General features: G+C 34.3%; 27 protein-coding genes and 1 pseudogene. 18 read left to right on the top strand and 10 right to left on the bottom strand.

What is annotated here, in order from left to right:
• Nucleotides 1–81 precede the first annotated feature (81 nt).
• The 4 genes from F6K06_RS22335 to F6K06_RS22320 all read right to left on the bottom strand — a co-directional run bounded on the left by F6K06_RS22335 (nucleotide 82) and on the right by F6K06_RS22320 (nucleotide 2,545).
• Nucleotides 82–708, bottom strand: coding sequence for a transposase (locus F6K06_RS22335; RefSeq protein ID WP_287240004.1), 627 nt, complete (start codon nucleotides 706–708; stop codon nucleotides 82–84).
• Between the two features lie 132 nt (nucleotides 709–840).
• Complete coding sequence (locus F6K06_RS22330; RefSeq protein WP_287240001.1) at nucleotides 841–1,344, bottom strand: aromatic ring-hydroxylating dioxygenase subunit alpha; 504 nt, start codon at nucleotides 1,342–1,344, stop codon at nucleotides 841–843.
• A 400-nt stretch (nucleotides 1,345–1,744) separates the two neighbouring features.
• Entirely contained in the window at nucleotides 1,745–1,870 is a 126-nt protein-coding gene (locus tag F6K06_RS22325) for a hypothetical protein (RefSeq protein WP_287240000.1), read from the bottom strand.
• 3 nt (nucleotides 1,871–1,873) lie between these two features.
• Nucleotides 1,874–2,545 (bottom strand): DUF1838 family protein, encoded by a 672-nt coding sequence (locus F6K06_RS22320; protein ID WP_287239998.1) that lies wholly within the window; start codon nucleotides 2,543–2,545, stop codon nucleotides 1,874–1,876.
• Between the two features lie 373 nt (nucleotides 2,546–2,918).
• Here F6K06_RS22320 and F6K06_RS22315 point away from each other — a divergent pair, with 373 nt between their 5' ends.
• Entirely contained in the window at nucleotides 2,919–3,734 is an 816-nt protein-coding gene (locus F6K06_RS22315; RefSeq protein WP_287239996.1) for a DUF1838 domain-containing protein, read from the top strand.
• 487 nt (nucleotides 3,735–4,221) lie between these two features.
• Nucleotides 4,222–4,896 (top strand): response regulator transcription factor, encoded by a 675-nt coding sequence (locus F6K06_RS22310; RefSeq protein ID WP_124143623.1) that lies wholly within the window; start codon nucleotides 4,222–4,224, stop codon nucleotides 4,894–4,896.
• A 66-nt stretch (nucleotides 4,897–4,962) separates the two neighbouring features.
• Here the strand turns inward: F6K06_RS22310 and F6K06_RS22305 are convergent, their stop codons facing one another.
• Nucleotides 4,963–5,169, bottom strand: a complete 207-nt coding sequence (locus F6K06_RS22305) for a hypothetical protein (RefSeq protein WP_124143622.1) — start codon at nucleotides 5,167–5,169, stop codon at nucleotides 4,963–4,965.
• 379 nt (nucleotides 5,170–5,548) lie between these two features.
• Between F6K06_RS22305 and F6K06_RS22300 the strand changes: the two genes are divergently transcribed.
• Nucleotides 5,549–5,752, top strand: coding sequence for a hypothetical protein (locus F6K06_RS22300; RefSeq protein WP_124143621.1), 204 nt, complete (start codon nucleotides 5,549–5,551; stop codon nucleotides 5,750–5,752).
• Entirely contained in the window at nucleotides 5,745–6,203 is a 459-nt protein-coding gene (locus F6K06_RS22295; protein ID WP_124143620.1) for a hypothetical protein, read from the top strand. The genes F6K06_RS22300 and F6K06_RS22295 overlap by 8 nt, the downstream gene beginning before the upstream one ends.
• Before the next feature lie 553 nt (nucleotides 6,204–6,756).
• On the opposite strand, the pseudogene F6K06_RS22290 reads toward F6K06_RS22295, so the two are convergent.
• Together F6K06_RS22290 and F6K06_RS22285 are read right to left on the bottom strand one after the other, a co-directional pair.
• A pseudogene (locus F6K06_RS22290) lies at nucleotides 6,757–7,494 on the bottom strand (Uma2 family endonuclease); the annotation flags it as partial.
• Between the two features lie 322 nt (nucleotides 7,495–7,816).
• Nucleotides 7,817–7,951 carry a hypothetical protein gene (locus F6K06_RS22285; RefSeq protein ID WP_375340279.1) on the bottom strand — a complete coding sequence of 45 codons (135 nt, stop codon included), beginning with the start codon at nucleotides 7,949–7,951 and terminating at the stop codon, nucleotides 7,817–7,819.
• A 200-nt stretch (nucleotides 7,952–8,151) separates the two neighbouring features.
• Between F6K06_RS22285 and F6K06_RS22280 the strand changes: the two genes are divergently transcribed.
• The 3 genes from F6K06_RS22280 (at nucleotide 8,152) to F6K06_RS22270 (ending at nucleotide 8,912) form a co-directional block, all read left to right on the top strand.
• The gene (locus F6K06_RS22280) at nucleotides 8,152–8,313 is read left to right on the top strand and encodes a hypothetical protein (protein ID WP_287239993.1); all 162 of its coding nucleotides are present in this window, start codon (nucleotides 8,152–8,154) and stop codon (nucleotides 8,311–8,313) included.
• A gap of 103 nt (nucleotides 8,314–8,416) precedes the next feature.
• Complete coding sequence (locus F6K06_RS22275) at nucleotides 8,417–8,701, top strand: BrnT family toxin (protein WP_287239992.1); 285 nt, start codon at nucleotides 8,417–8,419, stop codon at nucleotides 8,699–8,701.
• Nucleotides 8,702–8,705: 4 nt separating this feature from the next.
• Nucleotides 8,706–8,912 carry an antitoxin gene (locus tag F6K06_RS22270; protein WP_287239990.1) on the top strand — a complete coding sequence of 69 codons (207 nt, stop codon included), beginning with the start codon at nucleotides 8,706–8,708 and terminating at the stop codon, nucleotides 8,910–8,912.
• Nucleotides 8,913–9,337: 425 nt separating this feature from the next.
• Here F6K06_RS22270 and F6K06_RS22265 read toward each other — a convergent pair whose 3' ends face one another.
• Together F6K06_RS22265 and F6K06_RS22260 are read right to left on the bottom strand one after the other, a co-directional pair.
• Entirely contained in the window at nucleotides 9,338–9,571 is a 234-nt protein-coding gene (locus F6K06_RS22265; protein ID WP_124143619.1) for a tetratricopeptide repeat protein, read from the bottom strand.
• A gap of 150 nt (nucleotides 9,572–9,721) precedes the next feature.
• Nucleotides 9,722–9,925 carry a hypothetical protein gene (locus F6K06_RS22260; protein ID WP_124143618.1) on the bottom strand — a complete coding sequence of 68 codons (204 nt, stop codon included), beginning with the start codon at nucleotides 9,923–9,925 and terminating at the stop codon, nucleotides 9,722–9,724.
• Between the two features lie 533 nt (nucleotides 9,926–10,458).
• Here F6K06_RS22260 and F6K06_RS22255 point away from each other — a divergent pair.
• From F6K06_RS22255 to F6K06_RS22245, 3 genes are all read left to right on the top strand, one after another.
• Nucleotides 10,459–11,655, top strand: coding sequence for a methyltransferase domain-containing protein (locus F6K06_RS22255; RefSeq protein ID WP_287240113.1), 1,197 nt, complete (start codon nucleotides 10,459–10,461; stop codon nucleotides 11,653–11,655).
• Between the two features lie 1,437 nt (nucleotides 11,656–13,092).
• The gene (locus F6K06_RS22250; protein ID WP_124143617.1) at nucleotides 13,093–13,350 is read left to right on the top strand and encodes a hypothetical protein; all 258 of its coding nucleotides are present in this window, start codon (nucleotides 13,093–13,095) and stop codon (nucleotides 13,348–13,350) included.
• Nucleotides 13,351–13,503: 153 nt separating this feature from the next.
• Nucleotides 13,504–13,965: a DUF2267 domain-containing protein gene (locus F6K06_RS22245; RefSeq protein ID WP_124154179.1), complete on the top strand. Its 462-nt coding sequence runs from the start codon at nucleotides 13,504–13,506 to the stop codon at nucleotides 13,963–13,965.
• Nucleotides 13,966–15,638: 1,673 nt separating this feature from the next.
• On the opposite strand, the gene F6K06_RS22240 is transcribed toward F6K06_RS22245, so the two are convergent.
• Nucleotides 15,639–15,785, bottom strand: coding sequence for a hypothetical protein (locus F6K06_RS22240; protein WP_161564360.1), 147 nt, complete (start codon nucleotides 15,783–15,785; stop codon nucleotides 15,639–15,641).
• Between the two features lie 268 nt (nucleotides 15,786–16,053).
• On the opposite strand from F6K06_RS22240, the gene arsS reads away from it, so the two are divergent.
• The 8 genes from arsS to F6K06_RS22200 all read left to right on the top strand — a co-directional run bounded on the left by arsS (nucleotide 16,054) and on the right by F6K06_RS22200 (nucleotide 24,577).
• A complete protein-coding gene (gene arsS / locus F6K06_RS22235; protein ID WP_124143615.1) occupies nucleotides 16,054–17,040 on the top strand; it encodes an arsenosugar biosynthesis radical SAM (seleno)protein ArsS in 987 nt (328 codons plus the stop codon).
• 167 nt (nucleotides 17,041–17,207) lie between these two features.
• Nucleotides 17,208–17,537 carry a helix-turn-helix transcriptional regulator gene (locus F6K06_RS22230; RefSeq protein WP_287239985.1) on the top strand — a complete coding sequence of 110 codons (330 nt, stop codon included), beginning with the start codon at nucleotides 17,208–17,210 and terminating at the stop codon, nucleotides 17,535–17,537.
• A gap of 575 nt (nucleotides 17,538–18,112) precedes the next feature.
• Entirely contained in the window at nucleotides 18,113–18,553 is a 441-nt protein-coding gene (locus F6K06_RS22225) for a pentapeptide repeat-containing protein (protein ID WP_124143613.1), read from the top strand.
• A gap of 100 nt (nucleotides 18,554–18,653) precedes the next feature.
• On the top strand, nucleotides 18,654–20,597 hold the full coding sequence (locus F6K06_RS22220; protein WP_287239983.1) for an adenylate/guanylate cyclase domain-containing protein: 1,944 nt from the start codon (nucleotides 18,654–18,656) through the stop codon (nucleotides 20,595–20,597).
• 542 nt (nucleotides 20,598–21,139) lie between these two features.
• On the top strand, nucleotides 21,140–21,943 hold the full coding sequence (locus F6K06_RS22215) for a DUF928 domain-containing protein (RefSeq protein ID WP_124143611.1): 804 nt from the start codon (nucleotides 21,140–21,142) through the stop codon (nucleotides 21,941–21,943).
• Nucleotides 21,944–22,475: 532 nt separating this feature from the next.
• Nucleotides 22,476–23,201, top strand: coding sequence for a TVP38/TMEM64 family protein (locus F6K06_RS22210; RefSeq protein ID WP_124143610.1), 726 nt, complete (start codon nucleotides 22,476–22,478; stop codon nucleotides 23,199–23,201).
• Nucleotides 23,202–23,276: 75 nt separating this feature from the next.
• Entirely contained in the window at nucleotides 23,277–23,411 is a 135-nt protein-coding gene (locus F6K06_RS22205; RefSeq protein WP_287239980.1) for a hypothetical protein, read from the top strand.
• A gap of 458 nt (nucleotides 23,412–23,869) precedes the next feature.
• The gene (locus tag F6K06_RS22200) at nucleotides 23,870–24,577 is read left to right on the top strand and encodes an HAD family phosphatase (protein ID WP_124143609.1); all 708 of its coding nucleotides are present in this window, start codon (nucleotides 23,870–23,872) and stop codon (nucleotides 24,575–24,577) included.
• Nucleotides 24,578–24,958: the final 381 nt, after the last annotated feature.

Below are 24,958 nucleotides of genomic sequence, written 5' to 3'. Positions count from 1 at the left end.
AGCGAATTTAAGCCTGTGGAGAAGATAAGTTGCAGACTGCGGTCGGTGGTCTTCTGTGAAACAGGAAGCTAGCTCCAAAACCTATGCAACCATGCATGGGTAAGTTTGGGTAAGTTTAGTAGAACGGTAGGTTGTTCCATCGCTACAGGTCGCTAGGGTGTTTATACCTATATCTACACCAATCACAGCTCGTTGTTTAGGAGTCGGTAATGGTGCTGGTTCCAAATCATATTTAAAGCTGATATACCAATTATCTGCACGTTTTGAGAGCGTCACATTTTTGACTGGTACAGAAGGTAAAATTTCATAAGTTTTTACTATTCCTATTCTGGGTAGTTTGATATAGTTTCCTTTCAGTATCTGAATACTTCCTTCTAAGTAGAAACTATCTTTTTTCCCTTTTTTCTTAAACTTAGGAAATCCATGTTGGGGAATAGTTAAAAAGTTTTTGAAAGCCCTTTCTAAATCTCTTAATGCTTGTTGTGGGGCGCACTTTGATGCTTCATAATACCAGGGATTTTCACTTTTGACTTCCCTCACCAAACGCTTATGCAAAGTGATAGCACTAGGTCGTTTCTTAGTCTCTTCGTACTCAGCAATACAAGTAGCTAATCCCCAGTTATAGGCATGACGAGCCACACCAGCGTGTTTCGCAAGTATAGTCTTTTGTTTATTGTTAACTTTTAATTTGGTTTTGATTGATTGCATTTGAACTGGTAAGCCATGAAAAAAAGTCTTTGATAATTATCAGATGAATGAGTGTATGATAGCAAATCATCAGGATATTTTTAATATCTCTTAATATTTGTCCAACTTTGTCCAATTATTCGGCTTCTGTAGTTAGCCCTGCCATGTTGCCACCTTAATTTCAGGCAACCGAAAAGCTTCATCCTCTACTTGTTCAAAATCCCACCGACAAGGAATATGAGCTAGAGTACCATCCAATTTCCATGTCCAACCATGAAAGGGACATTGTAAAGCTAAAGTATTTCCCTCGTTAACACATAATTGGGTTCCACGGTGCAAACAAGAATTGTAGAATGCCTGAATTTTATCAGCTTTGCTCCTAACAACAATTACCGACAGGTCAGCTACATCATACACCACATAATCGCCTACATTGGGGATATTTTCTTCTCGACAAGCCCACTGCCAGACTTTTTTCCACAACTTTTCCACCTCTAAGTTATGATATTCAGGAGAAAAGAATATTTCTCTGGGAATATCGGCAGTTCCCAGATTTTTGATTGATTCTTGTTTGAGTACAGGCGGCACAGGTCGGGTATCAGTTTGCAATATTTCCTGAACTGTTTCCATTTCATCTCTGGTGAAATTTTTGGTCATCTTTTGCACCTTTTTATTTACTAGGTAAATTGCAGGTATATCTTATATCATGTCCGGTTCAATAGCGATCGTATGGGTTGACTCCTGACTCCTCACAACAGTTATTTATAAGTATTCAACCGTTAGCGTAGCTCCCCCTCCGGGGGAACATGATATAACTTAAGTAGGGTTTGCTGATTAAATCTAAAAGCATTGATATATAAAGGTTGAGCGCATTTTTTAGTTAAAAAAAGTCCAAGCTTAATGGTCGTAATGGTTCAAAAAATTAGCATTTTAGGCTTATAGTTGCGCAGAATAATCCCTTGATTATTCTTCCTCCTACCTCCTCTATAATTCCCCGTTCCTCCTGTCTCCTGTCTCCTGTCTCCTACCCTTACCCATAAGACTTTTTCAGCAAACCCTAAGTAGTTTCTGGAATTGGAAATTTTTCCCCTCTTAAATAAGCATCAAAATACTTCTTAAAATACAAAATACTTGTCACATTTGGTTCATCACTTTCATCAGGAGCAAACTCATAAATTGGCAATGTTTATCTCACCAACTTGACTAAATTAGGATGAAGTTCTTCAAAAGATTCTACCCTAGAAATAGTAGTTTCAAATCTTAACCGAGCCGGATGACCATAACCTAATTTCATCCAAGGCATCCACGGACAATCTCTCGCCCATTCAGAAGGAGGTATTTCTGTTACCCCTGGTCGAGCCACACTAGAGGTAAAATATTCTACTCCTTTAAATTTTTCTCCAGGGCAATAATCTCGATATTTACTTTCTTTTGCCAAAGGATGAGGATATTCTAAAGGAATTTCTATAACTTTTTTCACATATCCAGAATTCTGAGGGATTACAATTTTTTTTGGTGAGACAAAACCCTGGACCATCCGGTTAGCAATATGTACGACAGGAACTTCTTTTACTTCTTCTCTAGGTCGCCAATAGTCTAATACTTCTTGAGTAGATGAGTCGCAAAATAAACATATTTCTCGATTAATTCTATGTCCGGCTTCCCCATATTCTGGATGTGGTTTGATAAATACTTTTGTGGCATTCATCCCAATAATAGAAAACAACTTTTCTTGAGGTTTTCCAGGTGATTCTATCCACCAAACTTCTCCACCCCAGTTATAGTAAAGTTGTTTACCATGATTCTCTCTATAAAAATTTAAGTTATCAAATTCATAGTCATTAAAATATTCATCCATGATTAACTCCAGCTTTCTATAGCAGTCCTATTTTATTTGTGTATAAAAATCTTACCGCTTTTAGGGAACAGGGAACAGGGAACAGGGAACAGGGAACAGGGAACAGGGAACAGGTAGAAGTTTCAGTTTTTTTATCTACTTTTTGATTTGTCACAACTTATTTAGGATTGCTATATAAGTTATTTTTGTAGTAATTGATCGTTGCTTATTGACTATTTAGTAATGAAAATTAACTCTGAATTATAATTTTCTCTTTCACACATAAAGTACATCTGAAAAGTTAGACGAAAAAACAAAAAAAATCAAGCTGATAGCTGATAACTGAATGCTAATTGCTATATTATGATAGACAAAACATTATATCAGCAAACGAATGGTCCATCTCACCAAAAAACTCCTGGAAGCAAAAGACTGGGTGAAAGTGCGTGCTAGTACTGACGCTCAACAATCTTTTCTGACTTGGCAGGGTTCGGTTTATGCGTTTATTCCTGGGGAACCAAAACAGCATTTGTTCCAAATAGTAGGGATGAGTGTGGCCAGATGTATTCCGAGGTCGGAGGAAGGTTGGGATTTTACTTCTAGGGAACTAACATTTTATCTTGACCCCGAAACAGGGGAAAAGTTGGATACTTGGAAAAATCCCTGGACGGACGAAGTTTTGCCTGTAGTTCATGTGGCCAATAATCCGGTACAGGGGTTGTTTAAAAGACCAATGCCTGCATTAGTTGATCAGGAGTTGACTACTTATAAGTTTGACCTGTTTTCTAACTACCCCAACCCCCTCGCCGACGATCCAAAGTTTGCTGAATATAGTCCTCAATCTCTTTATCAAGCTAGCGAATTGTTTAAGTTGACAGTACCCACGGCAGATTTACAAAATTCTGACACAACTTCTGTATCTAAGGTAATGTTGGCATGGGATAGAATAGGTCCTTGGGTGCCGTGGATGAAAATGGGCGATCGCTCTGGTAATCTAATTTATAGTGCCTGGGGTGGGAAGGTGGCTAGTGTTGCAGAATTACCCCAGTTAATTCAGGATGAAATGAATACTCGCGTTCCATTGTTTAAAAATGCAGCTAAATCTATTTTAGATAAGGATGACGTGACTTCTTGGATTTATTTTAAGCAACATTTTGATGCTTATTTGAAAGGAGAAAAATTTCCCATTCCGGTAGAAGAAGTTGAGTAGAATTATTTATTTGTATAATTAATAGATATCTTCAGAGAAGAGGGAGTAGGTCGTAGGGACGTTGCATGCAACGTCCCTACAGAGTAGGGAGAAATAATTGATAATTTCTGTGCGATAATTGATTTTATTTTTTATTATTGGAGAAGTCTAATAATTACGATGCACCTATTGCGGGCAAGATGCCCGCACTACAAATATTTCCTTGTTAGGACTTGTGTTTGAATAAGAGGATTGAATAAAAAAAAATTTCTTTTTTTCTTTGATGCGTAGAGGTTTTAAACCTTAATTATTTGGTAAATTCTTCTTTCTTAACTATCTAAAATAATAGTATAGCAAGAAATGAGTTGCTGAGGACTTATGTTGATAATGAACCCTAAGACAGGGAAATGTTTTTCTGACTGTTGCCTGTTGCCTGTTGCCTATTCCCTATTCCCTATTCCCTGTTCCCTACTATAGAATAAATAGCAGTGTTTAGATTAAAAAACAAATGTCATCTAACATTCTGGTAGTTGAAGATGAGGCAAAACTAGCTCAATTTATTGAGCTAGAACTTAAATATGAAGGTTATCAAGTAACGGTGGCTAATGATGGATTCGCTGGCATAACAATGGCACGAGAAATTAAGCCAGATTTGATAATTCTTGACTGGATGTTACCTGGTTTATCGGGGTTAGAATTATGTCGTCGTTTGCGAACTACTGGTGATAAAGTACCAATTATTCTATTAACAGCTAAGGATGATGTGAGCGATCGCGTAGCTGGTTTAGATGCAGGGGCAGATGATTATGTATTAAAGCCTTTTAGTGTAGAAGAATTATTAGCTAGGGTTAGGGCACATCTTAGACGTACTCAAGAACCTAATCCCGATTTATTAATGTTTGAAGACCTGAGTTTAAATCGAAGTACAAGGGAGGTTTATCGGGATAATAGGGCAATTGAATTAACAGCAAAAGAATTTGATTTATTGGAATATTTAATGGCTCATCCTCGACAAGTTTTGACAAGAGATAGAATTTTAGAAACTGTCTGGGGTTACGATTTTATGGGCGATTCAAATATTATTGAAGTTTATATTCGTTACTTACGTTTGAAGTTAGAATCTAATGAAGAAAAAAGGTTAATTCAAACTGTGCGAGGAGTGGGTTATGTTTTGCGGGAATAATTTAGGAATAAGGAAAAATATTATCTGGAGAAATGTTTTTCCCACTATTAATTATTAATTGTTAAACTATTCCCTACTATATTCGTGCATTTCTTTTCTCGCCTTTTCTGTTATAGCTTCCTCTAACCACTGACTTCTATTAGGGAGCGATCGCACATACTGATCAATATCCTGTGGAACTCTTACAGATAAAGGTTTGTCAGCTTTTGGCTTTTCACCTTCACCTAATACGGTCATTATTTGGCCTTTTTTATTTCTGACTAACTTGGACATAATTTTTTGCTAATGATTTTTCCATCTATTATACTATAATACTATGTATACATCGGTCATATTTTTTTATCATTTTCTTTGTGGGTTTAATACCCCACCGTCTACACGGTGTTCAAAATTACTTGGGGTGAGAATCCCCATGTAATTTTCCTCCTGTCTCCTGTCTCCTGTCTCCTGTCTCCTTCTTCAATCTTCTATTCTGACGTATACATCAGTAATATTTATCAAAAAAAGCTATATACAGACGTATACATCGTTTAATATAAAAATATGAAGCATCCCTGGAAGTTAACTAGGGACTTAGTACAAAAAAACTTGGGCTTTGAAGTCATAGCTTCAGCCCAAGTAACAAACAAAATATACACTCTAATCTTAGCAAATGTCAGAGCCGAATAATAGTGATAAAAACAACACATCTAGCCATTGGGCAGTTTCAGAAGAAGATTGTGAAAATATGGCAGAAAGAAATCAATGGAAATTATTAGAAACTAGGAAAGACGATAGTAAATCTATTCTTGATACAGAATGTATTTTTGAGGGAGAAACATCATTTGCAGACCACAAAGAGAAAGACAATGACTGAAAATATTGAACAATTATTAGACGATCAAGCAACTCTCATTATTTACATGGTAAAACAAGGGGAGCAATGGGTTCGACATTCAGGAGGGTTAATTGAAAAAGATGAAACAACTCGTCTTATTCGTGCTAGTTATGATTGGCAACCGGTAGAAAAAAGACAGTATGAACAAGAAATTGGTCGGCGACTCTATTCTACTGGTTCTGGTGCTACTCTTCGTTCTTCTAGGGCAATTCCTACGGACTGGATAGTTTCTCATGTAGAACGTTATGAACCAGACCTGCAAAATATGCCATTATTCCGTGAAGTTATTATTGCATATTGTGAGAAAAAACCAATGACTATTGAGGAATATAAATCTTTAGTTTATGAACGAGAAGGTCAAGTTTCAGTTGAATCTTTTGGCGGTAATGAACAGCGTTATCAAGAGTGGTTGAAATCAAATGGAACTTGAGAAAATTTATAGAACCCCCGATCGTATCTTCATAAATATGCGCGTTTTTTGAGCTAGGAGACAGGAGACAACCCACCCCCAACCCCTCCCAGGAGGGGAATACAGGAGACAACCCACCCCTAACCCCTCCCAGGAGGGGAAGGTAAGAGGTAAGAGGGTAGATGTGGGGAGAAATAATATAAAAAATTCAACACTCCTTGCTGATGATTGTTCCTCACTCATTGATGCGCGAAAAGACTTGACTACCATAATTATATAGACCTCAAATGGGTTCTATAGACTAGATAATACAGCAGATTGCACCAAGGGTGAGGTACACTCATAACGGGCAAGATGCCCGCACTGGGAAGATTTAATTGTTAATATCTGTACTTCATATACTTGAAATCTGCTGTATTACCTAACTATTAGACATCTCCAATAATCAAAAATAAAATCAATTATTATCCATAAATTATCAATTATTCCCCTCCTGGGAGGGGGAGGGGCGAGGGGTGGGTTGCCTGTTCCCTGTTCCCTGTTCCCTCTTTTGGAGGAGATGTCTATTAGAAATTTTCCTCACTTCCTCAACAGTTAAACTCAGAATTTGTGCTACTTGTTCCACACTCATTCCCGTTGCTAATAATTGAGGAATAGCATTTCTTCGTGCTTGGCGTTCTTGTTCTGCACGTTGGCGTTCTTGTTCAGTTTGGTTGGCAAAGCGATCGCCACGCGCTTTTTCTACTTCTGCTCTTTCTGTTCCTGTTAACAACAAATTACCTTCAGAGTCCCACCAACGCAACCATGATAAACTTTGATTTTGATAGGAACCTTCCAATTTTTCTAATTCTATTCCCAGGGGTTCAATGAAATAGTGACCGCGCTCATTAGGAGACATCTAGCGATAAGACTTATCCTCTAAATGATACATTTCTAAACTGCCAGTTTTGATGAGATATATTCCGTAGTAATCTATTTTGATAATCTGCTCGTAGACCCAAAATTTTCGTGGTTTTGTTGTTTGACCATCTTCGGAAACTGACAAAGGTGTTTTGTCTAATTCTTCTGTTCCGTCTCCAATAGCAAATTCTAGAGCAATTAAAGGTGCCATATATTCTCGCCACAGACAATAGGAACAACGAATTGCACCGTTTAATAGTGGTGGTACATCGGGAATGTAAAACCAATTTGGTGCTTCTGCACCTTTTTCGGGGGGTTCTGTTTCTCGCCAATAGATACCACTATCTTGCCCGATGGCATAATTTCCATCTGGGTGTTGTTGTTGTAAAATTGGTGCGATGGAATCAGTTATACCAAATTCACGCAAAGGCAGTTACATCTTAATTTGTGATTTCTTCTTAAAAGAAAAAATTATAAATTCCATAAATTCTAAAATTTCCACCTTTTTTCCTCTTTAATAGAGTTGTTGGGAAATAACAATTGAACAATGCTCAAAAGCTTATTCTATAAGGTTTTCATGATTCTAGGAGTGAAAAACGCTATAAACTTTGACCAATAAGGGTTTTAGCCATTTTTTTAGCTTAATTCCCAACAACTCTAATATTTATGTTTTTCTTTCTCTGTTCCCAGCTCCCGTGTTCCCTGTTCCCTGTGTCCTCACGCTTTGCAATATTTTATGAAATTGGTATTAAAAGGATACTTTGGGGATGCTCCTGGAAGTTTTTCACAAAGGTGCCGTCTTCATCTGGTAATTGAGTATGATCGGGAAAAGGTGGTGGTAGGTCTATTTTTATTTTTGTCTCACTCATAAAAAATTCTACCTTTGGTGACTATTATTACCTGAATTTTATCACAACTACATTAGTCCAAGTAGAAAACAATGATCAAATAAATTCAGATAAATTTAGTCAATCAAATGAGGAATGCTAGGAAATTAAATATGGAGTTTATTCAAACTAAAGCTATAGTTAAAAATGGATAATTAATTCTAACTGAACCTCATCAAAATTTGCCGAATGATCAGGAGGTTGAAGTGGTGATTATTGTTTCTGATGAAAATCAATCAATTGAGTTAGAAGAAGTTCGTAGGAAAATGCAAGCTGATTTTAAAGAAGCTGGTATCGAAACTCAAGAACAAGTTTTAGAGCTGATTCGTGAAGTGAAGCAATAACTTTTTCAGGAGCGTTATGGGTGAGGATAATTTTTTTAGATACAAACAAATATTTATTTAAAATACTCTAAATTAATCAAACAGTTTGTTTTAAAATATAAAGATGAGTCAATTGCGATTTGAGTGGGATAAGGAAAATAATCTGATTAATCAAAAAAAGCATGGTGTATCATTTGAAGAGGAAAAATCAGTGTTTTATGATGATAATGCTATTCAATTTTGGGATGAACAACACTCTGATTTTGAGGATAGATTTTTGTTGCTTGGTATCAGCTCAAAAATGCGAATATTATTGATAGTTCATTGTGATCGAGAACAAGAATCTGTAATCAGAATTATTTCTGCCCGCAAAGCAACTAAAAATGAAAGTAAACTATATGAAGGATAAAACTATGAAACCAGAATATGACCTAACTAAAATGAAAAGTCGTCCTAATCCTTATGCTAAAAAACTAAAGCAACAAATAAGTTTATCTTTAGGGATTGAAGTAATAGAATATTTTGAGAAAAAAGCACAAGAAAAAGGAATTTATGATCAACAATTAATTGATTTATACCTTCAAGATTGTGTGAATAGCAAACGTGAATTATCTTTTTGAAACAATGGTGCGATCGCAATCTTGTAGGATGCTTGACTAAAGTTTTTTGCTAGATATTTCTCTCTTTTTTAACACAGAGCGATCGCTCTTGATATTTCATATCATGTCCGGTAGCATCAGTATTGTATAGCAAAAATAGGGAACACTTAACTGGGAACAGGGAACAGGCAGGAATACTTAAGGGCAATAAAAAAAACTTAAATTCCCTGTAGATATTCACCCTTGGGTTTACACAAACGCGCCCCAGCGGACATGATATCAGTCTAGTAGGGTGCGTTAATGAAATGTAAAGCAGCATGATTATGATACCCGGTTAATTAAAAATGGTGCGTTACAACGGATTGTTAAATACCTTATGATAGCGAGTAATTAATGCCGTCTAACACACCCTACTTGACTCTCAAGTCCCTACCGAATTCTGACTTCTATTTCAAATTCTCCAATACCTCAGAAGTAATCGGATTTTCACCCTTTTTCAACGCCGAAATCCAACTTTGACGTTTTGCTTTTTCCTCCCCATCTTCCACCAAATCTACGAATACTTGAAAATCAGAAATCGCTCCCTGATAATCCCCTGTTAATACCCTCGCTAAACCGCGACTATCCAGAATTCCACCATCATTAGGACTCAATTCAACTGCTTTTTCACAAGCGAACATCACATCTTGAGCCTGATTATATAAGCTACCAAACCAACAGATTGAATTCCAATCCTGAGCACCTATTTCTAAGTCTGAATCTAATTTTTGTGCTTCATTGTAAAGGCTAATTGCCTGTTCTATTTTTCCCTCTATTACTAATTTTTTTCCCTATTCTACTTTACCAGTAGCAGCTAACCTTTTCGCCACAACTGCTGGGTCTGTTTCTTTTGTTTCTGTATCGGGGTCAAGGTCAATTTCTGGTAAGAATTCTTGTGCTTCTTTAAAGAGAGAAATTGCCTCATTTATTTTGCCCTCTATTACTAATTTTTTTCCCTGTTCTACTTTACCAGGAGCAGCTAACCTTTTCGCCACAACTTCTGGGTCTGTTTCTTTTGTTTCTGTATCGGGGTCAAGGTCAATTTCCGGCGACCATTTTTGGGCTTGTTTGAAGATAGAAATTGCCTGCTCTATTTTGCCCTCTGTTGCCAGCCTTCTTTAGCCCAATTCTATTAAAGAGCGAAAAAAAGTGCAACTTTTTAAGCTTGAGCGACTAAAAAGTTAGGATAAAAGGGAGAATAATTGTAGAAAAATCAAGGGATAAAATATCCGACTCCCTCCTCTAAATTCCCCATTCCTCCTGACTTCCCCTCCTGGGAGGGGTTAGGGGTGGGTTGACTCCTACCTCATACCAAAAAACTTATTCAGCAAACCCTATTTATTCTCTTATTCTTTACTTTTTCTCAGCAAATACTCATTTAAAAGTGTTTTAAATAAAAATATATAACTAGATAAATTTTCACAATATATAAATCATACTTTGTGAAAATTTACTTAATGTGTGTCATCTTCAGCTTGATTATTTGGTAGATATAATGAATTGGGAAAATTTTGAACAAGATTTATTTATGACCGATACAACCACAAATGAAAAATTGACTGCTAACTATAATATTGAAAATGCAGTTTTAACGCGTTATCAAGCAGGCGCTCAACAAGTACAACCAGATCTATGTTGTCCGACTGAATATGAGGAAAATTATCTAGATATTTTACCTCAAGAAATTATTCAAAAAGATTATGGTTGTGGAGACCCTACTCGTTATATTTCTCCTGGAGAAACAGTTGTAGATTTAGGTTCGGGCGCTGGAAAAAATTGCTATATTCTTGCTCAAAAAGTTGGTGCTGAAGGGCAAGTAATAGGAGTAGATTTTAATGATGATATGTTAGGATTAGCTCGAAAATATCAAAATGAAATAGCTACTAAAATTGGATACAAAAATACTAAATTTGTCAAAGGAAAAATTCAGGATTTAGCCCTTGATTTAGACATAGTTGAACAGTGGCTTACTGCAAATCCTATTACTTCTATTGATGCTCTAGCAGCTTTTGAATCAGAATGTAATGCTCTCCGCAAAGAACAACCTTTAATTCGAGATAATAGTGTTGATGTAGTAATTTCTAATTGTGTGTTGAATTTAGTTCGCCCCCAAGATAAAGAAAAACTATTTAGTGAAATTTATAGAGTTTTAAAGCGAGGTGGTAGAGCAATTATTTCTGATATTGTCTGTGATGAAGACCCCACTCCAGACATTATTAATGACCCGGAATTATGGAGTGGTTGTATTGCTGGAGCATTTCGAGAAGATGTTTTTCTAAAAATGTTTGAAGAGGCTGGTTTTTATGGAGTTGAAATTCTCAAACGTCAAGAAAAACCATGGCAAGTAATAGATGGAATTGAATTTAATTCTGTGACAGTTCGTGCTTTTAAAGGAAAAGAAGGAGAATGTTTAGAAAGGAATCAGGCTGTAATTTACAAAGGTCATTGGAAACAGGTGGTTGATGATGATGGTCATACTTTGTACAGAGGTCAAAGAATGGCTGTTTGTGATAAAACTTTCAAAATTTATACAGACCAAAATGGTCCTTATTATCAAGATTTTTTGCCTGTTGAACCTTATACAGATATTCCATTAAATTCAGCACAACAATTTGATTGCCGACGTTCTAAAAATAGGCATCCGAAGGAAACTAAAGGTTTAGATTATCGAATTACAAGTGTTAATGATAATACGGATTGTTGTAGTCCTTCAGATTGTGGTTGAATTAAATCAAAAATAGTCTTAAATTACAGACTGGGATAATTCTAATATCATGTCTGGTTTAATACTTATAAATCATTGAGTAGCAGAGCAGGGATAGATTTGCCGTTGAAGTGAGAAGATGATTTTTTTCATCACTAATTAGGCGGATCTAATATCAATGCTTTGACTTTAAATACAGTAGAAACGAGAGACTAATTTCTACTGTATTTTTTTGTATAACAGAAGGAAGAAGCAAAAATCTGGCGTTGTCTGAGTTTTCAGCTTTTAGGGGAAGTGGTAGATATGTAGCGGTCATAAAAATTATTCAATTTTAAAATACTTAATTTTTGATTTTTTTTAAATTTTTATAGTTTAGGCATACCACCGGGTAAAAGAAATATTTATGGCGAGCGATCGCTCTCTAAAAATCATTGTTTAATTTGGCAGAATTGAGGTTCTCATAATATAAAGTCGATCGATATAGATGCCAAATTAGTTCTGTACATATTTTTGGTCAGTTTATAATCAAGTTTTTCTATCAATCAGACATAAAACAGTAGAAAAATAAATAGGTACAACAAGTTATATTGGGGTGCATCTCATATTTGCAAAAATACTTTTTCCTATATATTCCCTGTTGCCTGTTGCCTGTTGCCTGTTGCCTAAAAGCGATAAATTTTTGGCTTTATTCAAAATTGAGATGCACCCTTATATTGAACGCTTTAATCATACTCTTCGTCAGTGAATTTCCCATCTTTTTAGGAAGACTTTATCCTTTAAAAAAAAAATTGGAAAATCATTTAATCTCTATATGAAATTTAATACATTATACCAATTCCCAAAAATAATGCTATAGTTTATATGCGAATTCAGTTATTAAGTGATAATAATGCTTCAGTAATGTTTGCATGCGATTATCGGTATTAAAGCAAAATATCTTATTTCTTTTCGCCCTACTCCCTACTCTCAAGGATATTTAACAATAATGCGTTAAAAATGGTATTATTCTGATGCAATGCCCGCCCCAATTTTAGAATATTGCTACATATTTACCGAGAAATTGTGGGTATGCGCCTCCCCTTTTAAGGGAATAAAAAAAAGAGAATATTTCTTATTTAAAGCCTCCTGATTGCAGAGATACTGATAACTGATAACTGTTAACTGATAACTGAAATTACCACGTTGGGAATAGTTCTAATATTCTTGATATTTAACCACTTTTGAACTGCCAAAACTTTTGATACATAGCAGTCGAAAGAAAGGTTAAGGCTTATCAAAAGCTGAAAATTCAGACAAAGTAAGATTTTTCCTTTTTCCTTTTTATCTCTTCCTTCTTACTTCTTCTAATCAGTTATGATAAGATACCATAACTATATCCAGTTCTACAAACCTACCATTTCATAAATTTTGAGGGTGTTTGAGCTATTACCAATTATCCATTACCCATGAATGAATAAAATGCCTAATTCAAATTTTCAACCTTTAGATAATTATTCAGTTGAGTCAGAAGAAAATAAAAACGACCAAAATGACGAAATGGAAGTTATAGAATCTTATAATCCTGAAACTAAGGTAATGCTGGAGCGGTTTATTTTAGTATTAATAGCAATTGGATTAATCGTAGGAGCAATTTTATCGGTTGGAGTTGTTTATATTCTTGATAAAACTGGATTTACAACTCCCCCCAGTCAACAACCAATAAATCTAGGAAACTAAAAAGCGACTGCTCTATCTCAATTCTATCTCAATTATTATCTATCTAGATGGCAAACATATTAGTGAGTAGATAAAAACTACCTGAGTAGTTATTTTTTTGTATTTACCTATGTGATAATATCTAATAATCTAATAATATTTAGGGATTTAATTATGACAGATTCTCAACAAGTTCCTGTAGATGAAAAATTTGTGCCTTTTCTTCAGAAAGTTCAAACTCAAGCAGGATTACCAGATATTTATGATGCCAGAGATATTAGTGTTATTGTCTTTCGTACAATGCGAGATTTAATGACAACAGAAGCATCTAATCAGGTAGCTTCAGATTTAAATTCTGGTAGTGAAAAACCAGACCCAGATGAAATAGCAGAACTTTGGAAAGATAATAATCCACTTGTTGCTTTTCTGAGTAAAATTCGACCACCACTTACATTTGATGGTGATACTTTTATTTTCCGAGTGAATCAAGAATCAGGTGTTCCTAAAGGAATAGCACCGGAAACTGTAATTAAAGCTGTTTTTTCTGCGATAAAGGAAGAACTTTCTCCAGAAAGAATTCAAGAAATAGCTAATTTTATGCCAGATAAAGTTAAGGTTATGTGGAACGAAGCTTAGGGGATTAATATTTTTTCCACTCTTTAAAATAACTAGGTTTGTTAGTGCAGCATTTTTTAGGAAAGGAGGAATAAAGAAGGAATAGAAAAGATTTTTTTTTGATTTTCAGCACTGCTATAGCTATCCTAGATAGAATATGAACATTAGCTATAGATCAAGAGAATTAATCCTCAGTATTTAGATAACTAAAATTTGTTCAAAATCTATTTAGGACAGCTATATATAATCATCTTCAGGCCGCAAAGATTTGCTGATAATTTTAATTAACTTATTTCTAGCTTTCATCCTTCTTCCTAATTTTTAATCATAGTAAATACAAGGATTAAATTTAATCTTATACTCGATCAAAACAAAATCCTGCTAATCACAACAACTATCCTTTCCATAAAATAATTTTTGAGATTTTGACTCAGTTAGCCTCCTACGGAGGAACTGTGTTAACATTTGAAGAATGCGGGTTTCATACCTGTCACAAAGGCGCACCACTAATTTCTTTAAATAAGCGTAGAGGTCTTATACCAATTTGAAAAAAGAATGCTACAAAAAAAAAGCTGAAAATCATGCTTAAAAATAACTTCTCCAATCCGATAAACTACCTATTTCAATATTTACAATATCTGCGAGTGAGAAAATTTTAGACTTAAGGCCAAAAATATAGATTAAGCGGTTGTTTTGCTGGCGCACAACTGCGTTAACGCTGCGCGACATCTTTGCGGAGCATGGCCTAGGAAAAAGTGGAGCTTCCCGAGGGGTAGGATAGCTTTGATAGCGCACAACTACGTTAACGCGTCAGCGTCCTGTAGGGAATGGTCTCCTCCCCATATCCAATCCACCAAGAGAGACGCAACTACATTTTCTGAATTTAGTATTAAAGCAAATGTTAAAAATCTGGATAAAACAATGACATTTTTATTTTTTATCTATCCCAGATTGAATATTAAAAAACTTACTCTCACTCTCCAAAAAATTGGCGGATAAAATTGTATAAATTTTAGGATTATCAGGGCAGTCATGCAAAATTAAAAAAAGGTGCTAATATTCAAAAATAAATAATGATTAATTATTTATTTTGAAAAGAACAAGATTTACTAAAAGAATTTTTTTATATTGTAGGGCGACAGCTAGTGACAAAGTAAAAGAGAAGTTTTAAACCTTAAATTATTGACAAAATTACCTGCCAAACTATTAAATAATTTGCTTTTATGCCGACTCCTGACTCTCTAACTTAAACCACAGATACTTATATATCCTCGCCTATTTCTTAATTATTTCTCAGGTTAGACTCAGTTTATCTAGATTTAATTATAAATGTCTGTAATTAATAATTAAATTAAAAAATCTATAAATTGAATTTTATCAAACATCACTATTTTATGACATTTGCTATTACTGTTATATTTGAGTGTAGGAATAACTAATGATTGTTTTCCTAACTCTAAACCAACTATTGAATCAAATACTAATACCAATTTGATAAATGTTTGCTACAAATAGCTAGGCTATTTATTAGGAGTCAACCCACCCGCGCGCCCCTCCCAGGAGGGGAAGTCAGGAGTCAGGAGTCATAATGAATGGCTTTAATACCATTTTTAGAGTGTAAATTATCTTTTTTGTCAAAGGAACATTTACTGTAAAATATTTTTATCGCACTTATTATTCGTAACATTCTTTTTTCAAATTGGTATAATACAAGTGGAGCGATCGCCCAAAACTCTGACCCTAGTAAAAATCTCTGTACTGGTAAAAATTCTTAAACAAACATCTACAAAAAAAATAGAATAGCTATCTGTAGCACTGACCTCATAACCTACTTTAGTCAAAGTTAATTAGTGCGAGGAAGCGGTAAATACAATTGTTAATGAAAAACTTGATTTAAACTATAGTAAAGGAGTACAAAAGTTATTGAAAAAATAGATGCCTAGCCATTTTAGAAAAGTGGTAATTAATTATTAAAATTAATATCATTAATCAAAATATAATGATGAAAAAAATCATAAAAATGTAAATATCAAATTTACTTCAATCAATACTTATCTGTAAAAAAAATAGATCACAATTTTTTAAACTCCTTATTATTAAATAATAACAATGATTCAGACAGCTTTTACACCTTTCAAAACCAAACTTGATAAAACCTTAACTAAGAAAAAAATTACTGTTTTACAAATTAACCTTGGCAAACGTTGTAATCTTGCCTGTACCCATTGTCATGTTGAAGCGAGTCCGAAACGAACAGAAGAACTTTCCCCAGAAATTTGTGAACAATTAATTGAACTAATTAATAGATTTCCTCAAATTCAAACAGTTGACTTGACTGGCGGTGCACCGGAAATGAATTATGGTTTTAAACAATTAGTTAAAGCTGCTAGAACAAATAAAAAAGAAGTGATTGTTCGTTCTAATTTAACAATTTATTTTGTTAAAGGATTTGCAGATATTCCAGAATATTGTGCTGACAATCAACTGAGAATTGTGGCATCATTGCCTTGTTATTTAGAAGATAATGTCGATAAAATGCGCGGTTATGGCGTTTATAGTGAATCAATTAAAGCATTGCAATGGTTAAACAAATTAGGATATGGAAAAGATCGACATCTTATCTTAGATTTAGTTTATAATCCTCCCGTTCCAAAGAAAAATAAATTTACCCTTCCTCCTAATCAAAAAAATCTAGAGGAAGATTATAAAAAATATTTAGAAGAGAATTTTAACATCTACTTTAACCAACTTCTTACAATTACCAATTTACCCATAGGTAGAACTAAGCTATATCTGCAAAATAGAAAAATATATCAGCCTTATCTAGATTTTTTGGAGTCAAATTTTAATTCTGAGACTGTAGAAAATTTAATGTGTCGAAATGAATTATCAATTGATTATTTAGGTAATGTCTATGACTGTGACTTTAATCAGATGGAAAAGATCCCAGCTCAAACTAACAAAATTGAAAAAATCACAGTAGCTAAGTTATTAGAAGCTAATAGTTTAGACATAATTGAACAAGTGCAGACAGAAAATTATTGTTACGGTTGTACAGCAGGTTGTGGCTCTAGTTGCAGTGGGTCATTAATATAATTTAGAGCAAGTAAAAAATATAGTTTAAATTAATCCCCAAGCTACTACTAAAGGATTAATTTAGAGATGTTTAATTTCCTGAATTCCCAAATCTATGATAATATCTAAATTAGCAATACTATATATTACTAACTTATATACAAAGCCAGCAAATTATCACAAGAATAATGCTAGAAACATCACTAAACTTATCCCCTACTTCTATGGCAGCAAGCTTTCAGGCACTTTCTGACCCATTACGAATTAAAATATTAGAACTGTTGCGTACACAAGAACTATGTGTGTGTGATATATGCGATCGCCTTCAAGTTTCTCAGTCCAAACTATCTTTTCATCTCAAAAATCTCAAAGAAGCTGCTTTAGTTAAAAGTCGCCAGGATGGTCGTTGGATATATTACAGTCTTAATTTATCTCAACTTGAAAGTTTAGAAAAGTACCTATCAGAATATCAAAAAATTAGCCCCTTACCAGCTCACCTTTGTGTCAATAATGATTAACTGAAATGCCTGATTATTTCAGTTATCAGTTAACAGTTATCAGTACCTCTACAATCAGGATGCTTGGCATAAGAAATATTCTCTTTTTTTTCCCTTAAAAGGGGAGGCGCATACCCACAAATTTTTCAGTAAAATTTGGCAGCAAATCTGAAAATCAGGGTAATACTAATATCATCACCGCTTAATTAAAAATCCAAAAAATTCTATCCAATCCTCATTTTGTCTTCTCTTTTTTCCTTGTTTCCCATGATTCATACTAAGTATCATACATGAAAAAAAATTGATGATTTTGCTCTACTTCCTCCTTTCATCAACAATCTTAAGTAAATCAAATTTAGTACTACAAATATCTAAGCTGATATAATATGACTCCAGTTTTTATAAAAATCAACATTATAGATAATACATATAAAATAATACCCTCTAAATTAATCCTCAACAGATAGGTGCTTTAACTAATCTCATAATTTAACTAACATCATATCTTAATAAGCAGTCGTAAAAATATTTAATCCACTCTATAGCACTATAGTTTATAAAATAGATATCTAGACTATATTTTATTATTCCAAATAATGACTAACCAACAAATAGAACGAAACATTAGACTGTTGCTCGAAACTCGCGAATGTCCAAACTGTTACCTAGAAGGAGCCAGACTTGGAGGTGTAAATTTAGGAGGAGCTAATCTTGGAGAAGCAAAATTACCAGTAGCTAACCTCGCAGGAGCAAAGTTAGGAGGAGCTAACCTGGGAGGAGCTAACCTGGGAGGAGCTTACTTAGGAGGAGCTTATCTGGGAGGAGCTAACTTAGGTGGAGCTTACTTGGAAGGTGCAAATTTAGAAGGAGCTTATCTATCAGGAGCTAACTTAGGAGGAGCTTATTTGGAAGGTGCAAATTTAGCAGGAGCAAATCTAGAAGGAGCAAATTTAGGGGGAGCAAACCTCGAAGGAGCTAGTATAGAAGGGGCGCTCCTCAGCGGTGCAATTATGCCAGATGGCGGAAGACATGAGTAAGTGCAATTAGGTGAAGTTGAGTAATTCCCATGCTTTTTTCTGTTTAAGTTGACCAAGAGTGTGGAGAATACTTGCTTCATCCTAATTAGATTCAGGATGAATGGCCATCAAAATTATGCATCCTATACATTTTGTTAAGTGGATAGATAAAAAAGTCCATTCTTACGGAATACCAATATCAGCAATTTTAGTTTCTGGTGGAGCAATTCTGAGTTTATTATTTTTCAGGTACTTAGGAGTATTACAGCGACTAGAGCTATTTGTATTTGATGGGATGGTGCGTCTGGGGCCTGATGAAATCTCTGACCCCAGATTATTAGTAGTAGAGCTTACTGAAGAAGATATACAGTATTTAAGACAGTGGCCAATATCCGACAAAAATTTAGCAGATGTTTTAGCCTCTCTACAAGAGCATCAACCCTCAGTAATAGGTGTAGATTTATACCGAGATTTCCCTAAATATCCCGGTTATACACAATTAGTAGAACAACTACAGAAACCGAATGTTTTTGGTATTACTTTTATTGGCAATCAATTTGTGAGTACAACACCGCCACCTCCTAGTATTCCAAAGGAAAGAATTGGCTTTAATAATATTCCTCTAGACCCAGATGGTGTAGTGCGTCGCTATTCATTATTTATTAATAATGATCAAGAAACAATGGTGGCGTTTGGCTTACATTTAGCTCTCGCTTATCTCCAAGAATACAAAATATCCCCTCAGATAACTGAAAATAACGAATATCAATTAGGTGACGCAATATTTAAAAAATTACAACCTAACTCTGGAGGATATCAACAAATAGACGCTCAGGGATATCCAATTTTAATTAATTATCGTAATTCTCAATCTATAGCTCCAAAAATTACAATCAAAGATGTTTTATTAGGTAACTTTGACCCTGAATTAGTTAAAAACAAAATTGTCATAATTGGTAATACAGCTTCTAGTAGCAAAGACTTTTTTTTTACTCCTTACAGTTTTGCTCAGTTAAACTTATTAAAGTCAAAGATGTCAGGTGTAGAGATTCATGCCCAAGCTACTAGTCAAATTATTAGTGCAGTTCTTGACGATCAAAAGCTATTTTGGTACTGGGATGAATCAACGGAAATACTATGGATTTTCAGTTGGTCAATAGTCAGTGGTAGTATTGCTTGGCATATCAGACGACCTTTTATTTTGTTGCTAATTAATGTTCTAGCTTTAGGAGCTTTAATAGCTATTAGTTATGGCATTTTTATCAAGATGGGATGGATACCTGTAGCAGCACCAATATTAGGAATAATCATGACAACTGGGGTAGTAATAGTCTACAAAATTCAGGCATCATGGCAACAACAAAATATGGTGATGAAATTATTAGGTCAACAAACTTCTCCAGAGATTGCTCAAGCTCTTTGGCAAGAACGTTCATATCTGATTAATAGTGGAATTTTGCCTCCAAAAACAGTTACAGCAACAATTTTATTTACTGACCTAAAAAACTTTAGCACTATCTCTGAAAAAAAAACTTCAGAAGCTTTAATGAATTGGTTGAATGAATATCTGAGTGCCATGACAGATATTGTCATAAATCATCACGGAATAGTCAACAAATTTACTGGAGATGGAGTTATGGCAGTATTTGGAATACCAGTACCTCGTACCAGTGTTGAAGAGATTGCTATAGATGCCCAAAATGCAGTTAATTGTGCTTTAGCAATGGGTCAACATCTATCACAATTAAATCAAAAATGGCAACAACAAAATTCTTCTGAATTAAAAATGCGTATAGGGATTTATACAGGAACTGTTACAGTTGGTAGTTTAGGTGGAAAAAATCGCTTAGAATATGGAGTAATTGGCGATGGTGTTAATATTGCTTCTCGCTTAGAAAGTTTTGATAAAGAACGTCATCCAGGAATTTGTCGAGTTTTGATTGCTCAAGAAACTTTGGAATATTTAGATAGAAAATTTTCAGTAGAAGCTTGGGGTAATTTAAATTTAAAAGGAAAAAAAATACCAGTAAATGTATATTTAGTTACTGGGAAAAACTATTTTTAAATTAACCATAAACAACAAATAATTTTCAATTTTGACTCCTCATCAATGTTGCTATTTTTCTACAACCACAAAAAAATATTAAACTATTTTTTCACACATTAGTGCAGGATGGTGGAAATAACTAATACCATTTCTCAAAAACTTTTCTACATTTTCTTTAGCTGGGGAGTAGGGGAGTAGGGGCACCTGGGAAGTATGTGCGGTCGTTAACATCCGTACAGGACGTTGTATGCAACATCCTTACAGAGAAGTAAACATAAGAATAATTAACATTAATTTGACTCAAATTAGTAAAAAGGTGATTCGGCCTGTGTTAATTACTTAATAACTGAACTTTACCTAAGTATAGCGAGTATAGCATTAATGCATGGGAATCGGTATAACCACTTAAAATCAGCTTAAAAAGCTGATTGTACAATCTTTCTTACCTTCTTCTTCCTGCTTTATTCCTTCTTCAACTAGCTAGTTACACAATTCATAAATGGATAAACTATAATAGTAATAAGTAATTAAAACAGTTACCCAAAAAAGGAATTTAGAATATGTATCTACAAAATTTCCGTTTTTCTATTACTCTCAAAACTATGATTTTGACATTAGTTTTAGGATTATTTACTACTTCTTTTCCCAACAGTACATCAGCAAACTCTACTCATTCTGCTAGTTCAACTAATAGGAAAGCAAATACTACTCTAGGTATTTCTCAAAATACCTTAGCAAATATTGTTCCTAGAGTCGAAGGTGGTTCAACAGGTACTTATGGTGGAGGATCGCGAGGAGCAAATAATTGTATAGATGAAGGTCAAAAACCTCTAACTCCTCTAATTCCCAAGATAAATCAAAAACAAGAATTAACCCTAGTAACCTTAGCCTCACATCCAACAATTTATATGTATGTGCCAGAAAATACAGCTATAGCTGGAGAATTTATCTTGAAAGACTCTAGTCAAAAAATAGTTTATGAAAAGCTACTACCAGTGTCAAATAGTCAGGGCATTATACGTATTAAAATTCCCAACAATCAACCAGAATTAAAAGTAGGAGAAAATTATCAATGGACATTCTCTTTGAGCTGCGAAGGAAGTGGTTCTGGAACTATTGTTCAAAGCTCAATTAAAAGAGTTAATCCCAATCCAAATTTGACAACAGAAATACAGCAAAAATCAGAGAGAGACCGCTGGTTAATTTATTCGGACGCAGGTATATGGCACGAAAAACTGGATGCCTTAGCAGAAAAAATTAGTTTGAATCCGAACGATAACAAACTTAAATCAGAATGGCAAAATCTACTTAATTCAGTAGGTTTAAATGATGTAGCTACAGAGCCATTAACTTCAACTAATTAGCAAGTTAATTTGAAGACTCGAATTAGTCATATCACCTACACTACTTAACAAATAAGGTATGGAGAAAAATAACTATTTTAGAATGACTATAAAAATGTAGCAATCCTATTTCAGTTGCGGGTAAAAATATCTTTTAATTTAGGGAACACCGGAGCTGGGAATAGAGGTAAAAGTTTCAGAGTTTTTATATATCCTTAGATTTTTTACAAATGATTTCTAATTGCTATATTTGTTAGAAAAGTAGGCATAACATCTAAACTTGAATTAAATCCTCTTTCTAGGAATCATTCAATTTTAAATGTTTACCAAACATCTCTATTGATAAAGCAACTCAGTCAAAAATGAGTATCAGAGATATCTAAGAAATCGTCAAAAAAATTATCCCAAAATACCCCATAGTCAGAATCAATGTTACATGAAAATTAGATAAAAATCTGATAAGACTACGATGAAAATAAAGGTTTTTACCTCTATATACGAGTATCATATACATTAATACTAAGATTATTGTAAATGTCGTATATACTAATAGATGAATAACCTAGAACAAGAAACAGAAAAAAAGTCAAAATCAAACAAACTACTCAAACCACTCTTAATCGTTTTTGTAGTCGCAACTCTCCTAGTTATTGCTCATAAATTTAACGCTCAACAACTCTTGATAAATGCCCTAGATTGGATAAAAACTCTTGGCCCTTGGGGTCCCATAGCTTTTATCATTATTTATATTCTGGCCACAGTTTTCTTCCTTCCAGGCTCACTACTAACTCTAGGTGCAGGTCTGTTATTTGGCCCTATTTTCGGTTCCATCTACGTTTCTGTTGCTTCAACTATAGGTGCAACTTGTGCCTTCTTAGTTGGTCGTTATCTAGCACGAGGTTGGGTTTCTAAACAGATAGAAGGAAATGAAAACTTTAAGGCCATTGATGAAGCAGTAGCTGATGAAGGATGGAAAATTGTTGGACTAACTCGCTTATCTCCTATTTTTCCTTTTAACCTACTAAACTATGCTTTTGGCGTAACTCAAGTATCTTTACGAGACTATTTTTTCGCTTCTTGGATTGGGATGATGCCAGGAACAGTAATGTATGTATATCTTGGTTCCCTAGCTGGCAGTTTGGCAACTTTGGGCACAGAAGGAGGGACGCGTACCACAGCAGAATGGATTCTTTATGGAATAGGTCTAATAGCTACAGTTGCTGTAACCGTTTATGTGACAAAAATTGCTAGAAAAGCTCTACAGAAGAAAATTTCCTAATTTTTTGCTCCATAGTGCAAGCAAGAAAAACTCACCTTATACTGACATTTAGGAAATTAAGACAGGAAAAATTTGATGGCCGTTAAGAAAAATACAAAATACGAAAAATTTCTAGCGCCATTGGTCAGCAACTTTTTAATTTACCAAGAAGCTATGGAACTATTCCGCAATAGTATTATGTTGGGAGGCATAAAGCGATCGCCTCACTGAATAATTGATAATTTCAGGTTTGAAGTCTCTCTTTAAATTAAGGAGGAAAATAATTAATATTCTTTTTTAGTCAATCCTCTTCTTAAACTGATAACTGAAATGACCTTAATGCTAAAACAGCTATTTATACAACCAGAGGTTATTGGGTCAACTTATAACCTGAGATACTTTTTTTCTTATTGATACTAAATCCGGTTTTCATAAATGTCTTATTTTTATACCGTAACTGCTTGATATAAAAATATTTATCAATATTGAAAAGTTGGTTTTTGCCACCTTATTTAGTATTATATAGTCATTTAAATTTAGATTGAGATAGGGTTTCTTGCCTTGAAAGACTTTCAGTATAAAAACTGTTTCATTCTTATTTTAAATTACTATAATTTTAGACCACTAAAAATATGAGTTCTGAATTTTTTTTTGATTATAATTAGTTGAAATATAAATGGCTATAATTTATGACTATCAAAGCTATTTTGTTCGATTTTAATGGTGTAATTATTAATGATGAATTTCTCCATGAAAAATTAATAGAACAAGTATTAATTGATGAAAATTTGCTACTTAGACCAGGAGAATACAACCAATTCTGTTTAGGAAGAAGCGATCGTGCTTGTTTAGAAGGAATACTTACGGAAAGAGGTAGATATATTAATGAAGGGTATTTAGACCAGTTAATTAAACGTAAAGCTCTAGCTTATCAACAACAATTAGAAAGTCTTGAAGAGTTACCAATTTATTCAGATACGATAGATTTTATTTCTCAGGTCGCTCAAGCTAATCTGAAAATGGCTGTAGTTAGTGGCGCTCTTCGATCCGAAGTAGAATTAGTCTTAAATAAAGCTAATTTAATTGATTTTTTTAAGACAATTATTGCTGGAGATGATGTAGAAGCTAGTAAGCCAAAACCCGATGCTTATTTGTTGGCAGTAAATATTCTAAATCAACAATATCCAGACATGAATCTACAGCCTTCAGAATGTTTAGCAATAGAAGATACTTTTGCCGGAATTGAAGCAGCTAAACTCGCAGGAATGTCTGTAGTTGGTGTCGCTCATACTTATCCTTTTCATATGCTCCAGCGTTTGGCCAACTGGTGTGTAGATTATCTATCAGACCTTGAATTGGACAGAATACAAAAAGTTGATCAACAAATTAATTCTTAGATATTTGTATATTAGACATCTGGGAAAAAGAATAGACTTTTTGCACAAGTAGGGAACAGGTAACAGGGAACAGCGGTGCGACCCCGCGACGACGTTAGTTTTAGCTCCTCTGGAAAAGGCTAGCCACAAGTGGTCAGACCCCGCCTCGGCGACAGACGCAAGGGAATGCTGACCAACAGAGGTAATAGGGAAGAAAATTTCTGAAAAAAGACACAAAAAATGATCAATAGACATCTCCGAAAAAGATATAGATTTTTTGCAGGAGTAGGCAACAGCTCCGAAAGGCAACAGGCAACAGGTAAGATGTTTTTACGCGCGAAGGCACGAAAAAAGATTTTTTAGGGTGAATTTTTCGTATCCTTAGTCTGCTCTAATTAAAAG

The sequence above is a fragment of the Okeania sp. SIO1H4 genome (genome assembly GCF_010672695.1).
GTDB lineage: Bacteria > Cyanobacteriota > Cyanobacteriia > Cyanobacteriales > Microcoleaceae > Okeania > Okeania hirsuta.
Note: the sequence above shows the minus strand (reverse complement) of the source record. Positions and strands in the feature narration are given on the sequence as shown.

Coding starts and splice junctions, on each gene's coding strand:
- F6K06_RS22335 (WP_287240004.1), bottom strand. CDS start 708: ATGCAATCAATCAAAACCAAATTAAAAGTTAACAATAAACAAAAGACT.
- F6K06_RS22330 (WP_287240001.1), bottom strand. CDS start 1,344: ATGACCAAAAATTTCACCAGAGATGAAATGGAAACAGTTCAGGAAATA.
- F6K06_RS22320 (WP_287239998.1), bottom strand. CDS start 2,545: ATGGATGAATATTTTAATGACTATGAATTTGATAACTTAAATTTTTAT.
- F6K06_RS22315 (WP_287239996.1), top strand. CDS start 2,919: ATGGTCCATCTCACCAAAAAACTCCTGGAAGCAAAAGACTGGGTGAAA.
- F6K06_RS22310 (WP_124143623.1), top strand. CDS start 4,222: ATGTCATCTAACATTCTGGTAGTTGAAGATGAGGCAAAACTAGCTCAA.
- F6K06_RS22305 (WP_124143622.1), bottom strand. CDS start 5,169: ATGTCCAAGTTAGTCAGAAATAAAAAAGGCCAAATAATGACCGTATTA.
- F6K06_RS22300 (WP_124143621.1), top strand. CDS start 5,549: ATGTCAGAGCCGAATAATAGTGATAAAAACAACACATCTAGCCATTGG.
- F6K06_RS22295 (WP_124143620.1), top strand. CDS start 5,745: ATGACTGAAAATATTGAACAATTATTAGACGATCAAGCAACTCTCATT.
- F6K06_RS22285 (WP_375340279.1), bottom strand. CDS start 7,951: ATGAGTGAGACAAAAATAAAAATAGACCTACCACCACCTTTTCCCGAT.
- F6K06_RS22275 (WP_287239992.1), top strand. CDS start 8,417: ATGAGTCAATTGCGATTTGAGTGGGATAAGGAAAATAATCTGATTAAT.
- F6K06_RS22270 (WP_287239990.1), top strand. CDS start 8,706: ATGAAACCAGAATATGACCTAACTAAAATGAAAAGTCGTCCTAATCCT.
- F6K06_RS22265 (WP_124143619.1), bottom strand. CDS start 9,571: ATGTTCGCTTGTGAAAAAGCAGTTGAATTGAGTCCTAATGATGGTGGA.
- F6K06_RS22255 (WP_287240113.1), top strand. CDS start 10,459: ATGACCGATACAACCACAAATGAAAAATTGACTGCTAACTATAATATT.
- F6K06_RS22250 (WP_124143617.1), top strand. CDS start 13,093: ATGCCTAATTCAAATTTTCAACCTTTAGATAATTATTCAGTTGAGTCA.
- F6K06_RS22245 (WP_124154179.1), top strand. CDS start 13,504: ATGACAGATTCTCAACAAGTTCCTGTAGATGAAAAATTTGTGCCTTTT.
- arsS (WP_124143615.1), top strand. CDS start 16,054: ATGATTCAGACAGCTTTTACACCTTTCAAAACCAAACTTGATAAAACC.
- F6K06_RS22230 (WP_287239985.1), top strand. CDS start 17,208: ATGCTAGAAACATCACTAAACTTATCCCCTACTTCTATGGCAGCAAGC.
- F6K06_RS22225 (WP_124143613.1), top strand. CDS start 18,113: ATGACTAACCAACAAATAGAACGAAACATTAGACTGTTGCTCGAAACT.
- F6K06_RS22220 (WP_287239983.1), top strand. CDS start 18,654: ATGGCCATCAAAATTATGCATCCTATACATTTTGTTAAGTGGATAGAT.
- F6K06_RS22215 (WP_124143611.1), top strand. CDS start 21,140: ATGTATCTACAAAATTTCCGTTTTTCTATTACTCTCAAAACTATGATT.
- F6K06_RS22210 (WP_124143610.1), top strand. CDS start 22,476: ATGAATAACCTAGAACAAGAAACAGAAAAAAAGTCAAAATCAAACAAA.
- F6K06_RS22205 (WP_287239980.1), top strand. CDS start 23,277: ATGGCCGTTAAGAAAAATACAAAATACGAAAAATTTCTAGCGCCATTG.
- F6K06_RS22200 (WP_124143609.1), top strand. CDS start 23,870: ATGACTATCAAAGCTATTTTGTTCGATTTTAATGGTGTAATTATTAAT.